The organism is Acinetobacter sp. YH12120 (genome assembly GCF_013418795.1).
GTDB classification, from domain to species: domain Bacteria; phylum Pseudomonadota; class Gammaproteobacteria; order Pseudomonadales; family Moraxellaceae; genus Acinetobacter; species Acinetobacter towneri.
In genome coordinates, this window is record NZ_VPBI01000007.1 from 113,548 (window position 1) to 123,630 (window position 10,083).

7 protein-coding genes are annotated in these 10,083 nt (G+C 41.0%); all 7 read left to right on the top strand.

The annotated features are described in order from the left end of the window. Positions 1-277: 277 nt before the first annotated feature. Positions 278-2,221, top strand: a complete 1,944-nt coding sequence (gene acs, locus FTU58_RS06930; RefSeq protein ID WP_180062250.1) for an acetate--CoA ligase — start codon at positions 278-280, stop codon at positions 2,219-2,221. Between the two features lie 192 nt (positions 2,222-2,413). Next, a complete protein-coding gene (locus FTU58_RS06935) occupies positions 2,414-3,874 on the top strand; it encodes a DUF3375 domain-containing protein (RefSeq protein WP_070155917.1) in 1,461 nt (486 codons plus the stop codon). Positions 3,875-3,884: 10 nt separating this feature from the next. Next, positions 3,885-4,718: a DUF4194 domain-containing protein gene (locus tag FTU58_RS06940; protein WP_179988743.1), complete on the top strand. Its 834-nt coding sequence runs from the start codon at positions 3,885-3,887 to the stop codon at positions 4,716-4,718. Then, the gene (locus tag FTU58_RS06945) at positions 4,706-8,083 is read left to right on the top strand and encodes an ATP-binding protein (RefSeq protein WP_180062251.1); all 3,378 of its coding nucleotides are present in this window, start codon (positions 4,706-4,708) and stop codon (positions 8,081-8,083) included. The genes FTU58_RS06940 and FTU58_RS06945 overlap by 13 nt, the downstream gene beginning before the upstream one ends. Next, the gene (locus tag FTU58_RS06950; RefSeq protein WP_178318887.1) at positions 8,076-9,272 is read left to right on the top strand and encodes a Wadjet anti-phage system protein JetD domain-containing protein; all 1,197 of its coding nucleotides are present in this window, start codon (positions 8,076-8,078) and stop codon (positions 9,270-9,272) included. Before FTU58_RS06945 ends, FTU58_RS06950 begins: the two co-directional genes overlap by 8 nt. 283 nt (positions 9,273-9,555) lie before the next feature. Next, positions 9,556-9,939, top strand: coding sequence for a transposase (locus tag FTU58_RS06955; RefSeq protein ID WP_180062252.1), 384 nt, complete (start codon positions 9,556-9,558; stop codon positions 9,937-9,939). After that, positions 9,936-10,083: IS66 family insertion sequence element accessory protein TnpB (tnpB, locus tag FTU58_RS14210; RefSeq protein ID WP_171073786.1), on the top strand; the 148-nt coding region annotated here is incomplete at its 3' end. The genes FTU58_RS06955 and tnpB, both read left to right, overlap by 4 nt.

Genomic DNA, 10,083 nt, shown 5'->3' on the forward strand with positions numbered 1-10,083 from the left:
GTAAAAAAAATGTTAATACTCACGGTTATTAGACGATATTTTCTTTAAAAATAATGCAATGTGCAGTACAGTGGAATGTAAACCTGAAAAGTATGAATGCAAGAACATGGCATTTGATCAACGCTTTGGCATGCTATTTTTTGTATAAAACTTATGCGACTAAAGCCGAATGGTGAGCCATAAAAAAGAAAGTTCATACTGTAAATATGCAGAAATAATAATCAATAACGTGGCATACATCTCGTGATGAGATGCGAGAACATCAAGGAAGTAGCAGATGAAAGACGTATATCCTGTTCCAGATGAATTTAAAAAGACTGCCCGCACCACTGAGGCAGAATATTTTCAACGCTATCAACAATCTATAGATGACCCTGAAACTTATTGGGCAGAGCAGGCCCAACGCTTAGATTGGATTAAACCTTTTACCCAAGTCAAAAATACCAGCTTTGACCCTGAGCATTTTAAAATTGAATGGTTTGCCGATGGGCAACTGAATGTCAGTGCCAATTGCTTAGACCGCCATTTAAAAGAACATCCGCATAAACCTGCAATTATTTGGGAAGGAGATCATCCATCTCGGCATAAAGTGGTTTCTTTTGCTTCTTTGCATGATGAAACCTGCCGTTTTGCCAACGTGCTGAAAAAGAACGGGGTGCAAAAAGGAGATCGGGTGGTGCTGTACATGCCGATGGTTTCCGAAGCTGCGATTGCCATGCTGGCCTGTGCGCGGATTGGTGCAGTGCATTGTGTGGTTTTTGGTGGTTTTTCTCCCGATGCTTTGGCTAGCCGAATTGAAGATTGTCAGGCCAAGTTAATTGTCACTGCCGACTCGGCCATGCGTGGTGGTAAGCCAATTTATTTAAAAGCTAATGTCGATGCTGCCCTAAAAGTAGCAGGTACTGACTGTGTGCAAAATGTGATTGTGGTGCATCGTACAGGCAATCCGATTGAGATGCTGCCCGAACGCGACCTGTGGTATCACATGGAAATTATGTCGGTGAATGATATCTGCCCACCCGAGCCGATGAATGCCGAAGATCCACTATTTATTTTATATACCTCGGGTTCGACTGGAAAACCCAAAGGCGTTTTGCATACCACAGGCGGTTATTTGACCTATGTGAACAGCACGTTTCGAGAAGTCTTTGACCTGAAACAGGATGATGTGTTTTGGTGTACCGCAGATGTAGGCTGGATTACAGGGCATTCTTATGTCTTATACGGGCCATTGTCGAATGGTACATCTACCGTGATGTTTGAAGGGGTGCCGAACTATCCAAGCTGGGCGCGCACAGGGCATATTGTTGATAAACACAACATCACCATTTTATATACCGCGCCGACTGCCATTCGCGCCATGATGCGAGAGGGAGATCGTTTTGTACGTGAAAGTGACCGCAGCAGCTTGCGTTTACTTGGTTCAGTCGGTGAGCCAATTAATCCTGAAGCATGGAACTGGTATTACAACGTAGTAGGTGAAGGACGTTGCCCAATTGTAGATACATGGTGGCAAACCGAAACTGGGGGCATATTAATTTCAGCATTGCCGGGTGCAACGCCACTGAAACCCGGTTCGGCAACCCGCCCATTATTTGGCGTGCAACCTGCTATTGTCGATGCCGAAGGTAATGAACTGGAAGGCGCGACCGAAGGCAATTTAATTATGAAAGATTCATGGCCAGGGCAAATGCGCGGTATTTGGGGCGACCCTGCACGTTTTATTGAAGCGTATTTTTCGACCTATCCGGGTGCGTATTTTACAGGAGATGGTGCACGCCGTGATGAAGATGGCTATTACTGGATTACAGGGCGTGTGGATGATGTCTTGAATATTTCGGGGCACCGTTTAGGTACTGCGGAAATTGAAAGTGCCCTAGTAGCGCATGAAGCTGTGGCTGAAGCGGCAGTGGTGGGTATGCCCCATGAGATTAAAGGACAGGGGATTTGCACCTTTGTAACCTTGCAAGTTGGTACACCTGAGTCAGAGGAATTGCGTGAAGAATTAGTCAATTGGGTTCGCAAAATTTTGGGGCCTGTGGCAACGCCTGATGCGCTGCATTGGGCACCTGCTTTACCTAAAACCCGCTCAGGTAAAATCATGCGCCGTATTTTGCGGAAAATTGCAGCGAATGAATTGGATAGTTTAGGAGATACTTCGACTTTGGCTGAGCCGCAAGTGGTGGAGCATTTGATTGCAACGGTGTATGGGGAGAGGTAGGTTAAGGTTGCTGTCACTGTACACAAAGAAGTTAGATAAGGTTTGTTTTTTATTTTTTTCGATGAAGTAAGGTGATTGTTTATATCATCTTACTTTATGCGACAACTCGTGTCGTCTTGCTTGGTAATTTGCTTGGGTGATTAAAAAATAACTGTAGAATAAATAACCATCATACAGATGATGTGGAATGGCATGAATATTCTAGGGTTACAGGCCAAGTATCGGCGTTTATATCATGAAAACTCAATTTGGAAATTATTAAGAGCAGATAACGCACCACATATTTTAGCGTTCATTGTTGACTTATTTGCAGAACAAAATGAAGTCCCTTATGGCCGTGCAAGAAATGTCTTGGATGAGTTGATTAAATCTAGTCGTGAGCAGGGTATTTGGCAGACAGAAAATAATGCAGCGCATTATTTAAATCATTGGATTCATTCAGGCTGGCTCAGAGAAATAGATGGCAAGCTGAGTAAAACGGATATTAGCGAAACCGTATTACGTTTTTGTCAGGGCTTGGATGAGCGAGCAACCCATACCACAGCATCACATTTAAGAATTGTGCAGGATGCGGTTCGTGATTTTGTGGTCGCATTGAGTGAAAATATTGAAGAACGAGTGGAGTTGCTCGAACAAAAAAAATTAGTGATTCAAAATGAAATAGATGCTTTGTTGGCGGGTGTTGTTACACAATTAGAAGAATCAGAACAAAAAGAAAGAATACGAGAAATTTATCAACTTGCTTCCATTCTTACAGGCGATTTTAGACGGGTCGAAGATGAGATTCGTCTACGAGATAAAGAGTTGCGTCTAGATATGATTAGTGGTGCTTATTCACGTGGAGAAGTATTGCTGAGCTTAATGGAAAAAGAGCAGTTGCTTGCCCAAAGTGATGCAGGCAGTGCTTTTGATGGGTTTTGTCAATTACTTCAGGATCAAGATCGTTCTACTGAGTTTAGAGAGCAGTTACGCAGTATTTTGAATCATCCTATTGCACAACAATTAAGCGAATCTCAACGTAAATATTTAGGTCAGTTAATGCGTGAGTTAGGACGCGAAAGTAGCCGAGTTTTCCAAGTCCGACGTCGTACAGAAGAAGGTTTGAGAGCTTATATTGAAAGTGGTGCAGCATTGGAAAACCGTTTGATTGATCAGTTGTTGTCGGAATTAGAAAAAAATGCAGTGGCATTGTTGGAATCGGAGTGTGATTTAAAAACAGAAGTACAAGTGGATTTAGCCGTGGGTTCCATCCAGCTGAATTCGCCTGAAAGTCTTGCTTTAAAAAGTCCCACAGAGCATATGGATACACGTGAGGTCGAAGAGCAACAAAACAAGACTGAACCTAGTGATCAGATGTTGAAGTACTTAGACAATGTACGGGTTCGTGCTGTTGCTGAAAAAGTATATCAAACGCTCGCACAGAAAGGGGTGATGAGTATTGCCCACTTAACACATGAACATCCTTTACAAGCGGGGCTTGAAGAACTTGTTGCTTATTTGCGTATAGCAAAAGCCATTAAAGCACCACAAATGCAGCATACCGAGCAAGTTGAACTTAAGGATCGTTCAGGTGTGCATTTGCAGGCCAGTATTCCAGTGTATTACTTGAGTGCAGATTTATTTCCCAAAAATATAGATGAGTTGGCGCTTTAAGGAGATCGAGATGCAATCAGAAAATAAGATACAACAGCATGACAATTTCTTTGAAATGGTACGCAGACCATCTTCAAATTCAGAAAAAAATATAGATATACACGCTAATCAGCCTGTAGAAAATTTGTCTCCTACAGCTCGAGCAGAGGTACAACATGCAGATAATCAAACAGAGATGGAGCATGCTCAGGATCGTGATACAGATGCGCTTATGCCACATGTAGCCCGACGGGTATTGGTCTATCTCATGCGTCAAGGGGTTATTCTTGCAGCAGAAAACTTAAAACTTTTTGATTTATTGTGCCGATATGAAGCGGAAATTCGTAGACATTTGGCAGAGGTTTATATCCAGTTGGTTTTGGATGCCAAGCAAGGGGTGGCTTATATCATCAATCTCAAAAGTATTCAGGATGAACAGGAAGATGAGAACCAGCCTTTGGATGATTTTCCTGTACTGATACGAAAACGAACTTTGACTGTATATGACACCTTAATTTTACTTATTTTGCGGAAGTATTATCAGGAGCGGGAAACTGCGGGTGAGCAAAAAATTATTATTGATGTTGAGCGAATCCAGAGCAGTTTAATTCCATTTATTCCTTTAACGAATCATGACAGCAAAGATCGTAAAAAGCTAAATGCAGCATTAGAAAAATTTATTGAGAAAAAAGTATTAACGGGACTGCGTGGTGAAGAAGGGCGTTATGAAATTACGCCAATTATCCGCTATGTCGTGAATGCCGAGTTTTTACAAAGTTTATTATCTGAATATCAACAATTAGCAGCAAAGGCCAAGTTGCAGCAATCCGAACAAGAATATGGAGAATCATCATGCAAGAAATGACCCTCTCAACTTTATTTGCACAAGGCCAAATTCGCTTGTCAGAAATTTCAGTATTTAACTGGGGCTCCTTCCATAACTTGCATACCGCACGTATTGATCCTGAAGGGACACTTATTACGGGAGATAATGGTGCAGGTAAATCTACCTTTATTGATGGTTTAATGGCATTGTTACAACCTGCAAGTAAAGCTAGTTTTAACGTAGCAGCTGCGCAGGGCGATCGCTCAGACCGTACATTACTCTCTTATATGCGTGGTAGTTTTGGTTCAGAACATGATGGGGCTGGAACGCGAGTAAAAAATAAGCGTGAAAAAGCAGTGACAACAGCATTAAGAGCGCTATATACCGCTGATGACGGTTCGATGATTACTTTAATTGGATTGTTTTGGGTTGGACAAGGTCAACATTCGCTGAGTGAAGTGAATCGTTTATATATGATTGCAAGTCGTAATGTGCAACTGACTGAAGTGTTAGAAAAATTTGCAGACGGTAATACTCGCCAGCTAAAACAACATTTTAATCCTAAAACAGATGCACGCGTGCATTATTTTGATAGCAAATTTGAAGACTATCAGGAGATGTATCGTAAATATTTATTTATGGATAATAAAAATGCACCTGCGTTGTTATCACGTGCTTTAGGCTTAAAGAAAATTGATGATTTGACTAAATTAATTCGCGAGTTGGTTTTAGAACCAAGCCAGGTTCGTGCTTTGGCACAGACTGCAGTAAATGAGTTTGCTGACTTAGAGGCAAACTATAAGCATTTGGTAGATGCGCGTGAACAAGTCCTACATTTACAGAAATTACCTGAGTTAGCTGTTCAAATAACAGCGTTAACTCTGCAACTGAATAATCTACAGCTCGAAAAACAAGCTTTTCCTGCATATTTAGGTGAATTGTATGTTCAGTTTTGGACTGAAAAAATACATCAGCTGGAGCAAGAGATACAGCGATTACATACGCAGTTTAAGCAATTAGAACAACAAGAACATGATGCGGAAAAACGACAAGAGCGCTGCCATGAAGACTATTTACAAGTAGGCGGTAATCGGATTGAAAACTTACAAAAAGAGCTAGAACTGATACAGCGTCAGTTAAAGCAATTAACCATAGAGGCATCGCGCTATCAGGAAGATGCTCAGCAATTACAATTGCAAGATGATTTAACCGAGCAAAATTTAATTGATAACCAAAAAATAGCCCATGAGCAGCTTCTAAATATTGGGCAAGAGAAAACCCAACGACAAGATGAGTTTGCTCAAGTCAGTAGCAAATACGCACAAACGCAACAGCAACTGAAAGAAACTCAAAGCGATATTCAGGAAATAGAAACCAGACCTAATAGTAATATTCATGATGTACATTTATTGCGTTTAAGAGATGAGCTTAGACAGCACTTAGATTTTGATGAACATGAATTAATGTTTATTGGTGAGCTCATTGATGTAAAAGAGGCTGAAAAAAGCTGGCAAGGCGCAATTGAACGAGCATTAGGTGGTTTAAAAACAACGTTATTGGTGCCGAAAGATCGTTATTCGATGGTCACTCAATGGGTGAATGCGCGTCATAATAAAACCCATGTGCGTTTACAGGTGATCCATCTTGATGCTACAGAAAGTGTGTATTTTAAAGAAAATGGTTTTCTGCGGAAATTGGTTTGGCGAGAGCATCCATATCGTGATTGGTTAAAACAACATCTGCTTCGCTTTGATCTGCAATGTGTGGCAGATACAACAATCATGAATACAACGCCTTTTTCTATGACACAACAGGGCTTAATTCATCGTGAGCAAGGTCGTTTTGAGAAAAAAGATCAACAGCGGATTGATGATCGAAAAATTTGGTGTTTGGGATTTTCCAATACTTCACGTTTAAATTTATTAAAGCATGAAGCGAAACAACTTGAGGTACAGTTGGAACAGTATGCCTTGAGTGTTGCACAATCGCGTAAGGTGTTAGATCAGGTAACACAGCATAAGAGTTTGTGGGAGCGAATGTTACGTTACCAATGGGATATGATAAATATTCCTTATTGGACAGAGCGCCAGCAACAGACCAGCAATGACTTGCAACATTTACAGCGGGCAGATACCAATATTGAACAAGCTCGACAACGTTGGGAGCTTGCAAAAGAGGAATTAAAACAACTACAGGAACAGAAAGGACAGTTACAACACACTTGGGGGAAACTCAAACAGAAATTCAGTGATGCAGAAAAACAACAACAACAAGCGCAAAAGGCAGCAAACCAAGGTGTCCCAGAACAAGCCAGAGAACTGTTGCTACAGCGTATAGGAGAAACACCTCGGTTGGAGGATGCTTATCTTACTGCTGTGGAAAAAGAGCTAGAGCGTTTAATTGAACATACCAGCAACCAAAATACCTCAGCAAAAAATAGCGCAACGTACATTATTGGTCAGTTTCGTGGCAAGGATAAATGGTCACATATTGCATTACAACGTGAATGGGCAGTTGGTTTGGCCGCATTGGATGATTGCGTTGCCTATTTTCATGAACTAGAAAAGGAAGGTTTGCCTGCCTTAGTTGAACAGTTTGAACAGCGTCTGCAAAAACATACCATGCAGTCTTTAAGTGTGATTCAGAATCGCCTTGAGGCAGATAGAGAAGAAATTACTGACCGTATTGCCATAATTAATCAGGTTTTACGGCGTACAGAATTTAAGTCTGGCAGCTATCTAAGACTAGGATACAAAAAGGAAAAGTATCCACACGTCATAGATTTTGAGCAAAAACTAAAATGGGTCGTATCTAGTATTAATAGTATTGAATATGAACAACGTTTTAAAAAGTTAGCTGAATTAATTTCTATTTTAGAAAAAGCGAGTAACTCGGTTACAGCGCATACTTTTGAAAGCCAGCGTTTACTTGATCCTCGTCATCAAATGTCTTTCTATGCAGAAGAAGTCGATTTGGCTACAGAAGAAATACGAGATGTTTTGGAGTCCTCGAGTGGTAAATCTGGTGGAGAAAAAGAATCTTTTGCTGGAACCATTGTGGCAGCGAGTTTGGCTTATGTATTAACACCAGACGGCTATGATTATCCAATCTACAGTACAGTGTTTTTAGATGAAGCTTTTTCAAACACAGCTGAAGCGGTTAGTCGTCGAGTACTCAAAGTATTTAAGGCGTTGAAAATTCATGTTAATTTAATCACACCTTATAAAAACTTAAATTTAGCGCGTGAGTCAGCACGTTCTTTATTAATTGCCGAGCGAGATATTGAGAAACATGAAAGTCATTTATGTGAAATTACTTGGCAGGAAATTGATGAAAAAATGGCGCAAAAACAACAGCAACTGCATAGAGAGGCACAACAGCTTGGGGTGCAGTTAGATGCCTAAAATTGAGAAGTGGGGATTACTTCCAAATACCGTTTTGGGTGTTTTGCATAAAAAAGAATGGGAAAATCGTCGAAATTTAAAGCAGCGGTTGTTAAATCAACGTCCTTTTCCAATCGAAATTTCACTGAAAGTGCCCACAGACCAACAAGCTAGAGATAACTTGGGGCATTTTCATGCTTTTTTTAAAGCGTGGACAGATTTTGCTTATCCTGAACTGGTTGAATGGCAAGAACGGCAGTATCGACAACTTTCAGAACAACGTGTTCCAGTAAAGTTACGAATTTTTTCTTTACAGCAGCTTACTGAGCTTTTAGGAACAGAGCAACAACTTGAAAACTGGTTGGATAAAATATCCAGCTTTTTGAAGCAGTCTTTTGTGCATGATCGTCATCAGCACCGTTTATTTCAAACTTTAATTCATCATTTGGAGCAGATAGAACGCTATAGTCAACAAGAATGGCAATGGTTGATTCAGCTGATTGAACAGCTGAAACCGAATATGGGGGCAGGGCTTTATTTAAGGGCCTTGCCATTAAGCGCTGTAAACACGAAGTTTCTTGAGCAGAACTTATTGCTGACGGAGGCAATTTGCAATGTACTTTATGATGATGAGATCGTACTGGCTGGAGGGTTGTTGGCATGGCTAGATTGCTTAGATAGCCCCAAAGGTTGGTTGACGATCAAACCCGTCTGCCCAAATGTGCAGGAAAAATTGGGAGGACTCCCCGTTTTTCAATTGTCCACAGAGGTGCTAGATCAATTTGAGTTACCTGCGGAACGAATAATTGTAGTTGAAAATATTCAGTCAGGTTTAGCGTGCCCTTACTTGGAAAATAGTATTGTGGTTTGTGGTGGGGGTAAAAATATTACATGGATGAAGGCCAAGTGGTTACAGTATAAACAGGTTTTTTATTGGGGAGATATCGACTCTGAAGGTTTAAATATTTTAAGTATGGTTCGGCAAAAAATTCCACACGTGATTGCTTTAATGATGGATGAAGCCACAGTGTTACAGTTCCAAAATCATATGGTGGATGAACCAGACTCTATTTTTAGTGAGCCACAATATCTCACTGCTGACGAGTTAAAATTATTTCATGATTTGCGTGCACAGACATTTAAAAATAGGCGTTTAGAGCAAGAGCGCATTTCGGTTGATTGGGTGCATCGTTATTTAGAGTTACTTTGAAAATTAATTTGATTGATAATAAGGGGTGTAATGTTTAAACCATCTAGGCGATGGCAAACAAATTAGATTTGCAGCTGGAAAGCCACCAAAACTTCTAAACCATCTAGGCGATGGCAAACTATATTGAGCGCTTTAGAAACTGCATGAAAATCTTCTAAACCATCTGGGCGATGGCAAACAAGCATCGCAGAAAAAGTGTAAGCATCCGGCTAACACAGCCTTACCAAGCGATCCTATAAGCCTTAATTTAGTTCCCACCTAAAAACAAGTGGGGACTTAATCCATGAACATGGATATATATTCAGCAACACCTCCTATTGCTAAAAAACGCCGAAAATACAGCAAAGAATTCAAACTCAGTATTGTCAATGCCTGCAAAAATCCTAATACCTCGATCGCTTCGGTCGCACTGCAACATAGTATTAATGCCAACCTTGTCAGTCGTTGGATCAGGATCTTCAGCCATCATGATGGTGCCGTGCAGGATCCTACTCATGTGAATCCAGCATTTATTGCTTTGCCTTACACTGCTGCAATCAGCCAACCTATTGATGAGAGGATCACGTTGTGTATCACCGTGCCTCATACGAATAATGATATTCAGCTAAAATGGCAGACATCAGAAATACCTGCCTTGGCAGAATTACTCAAGGCACTGGCAACATGATCCGTATCAATGAAATTTGGCTCTCTACCCAGCCCATGGATATGCGAGCAGGAATGGATACTGTCATGGCTCAGGTGGTGAGAGCCTTTGGCTACATCAAACCGCATTGCGCCTACCTGTTCTGTAATAAACGTGGTCATCGTA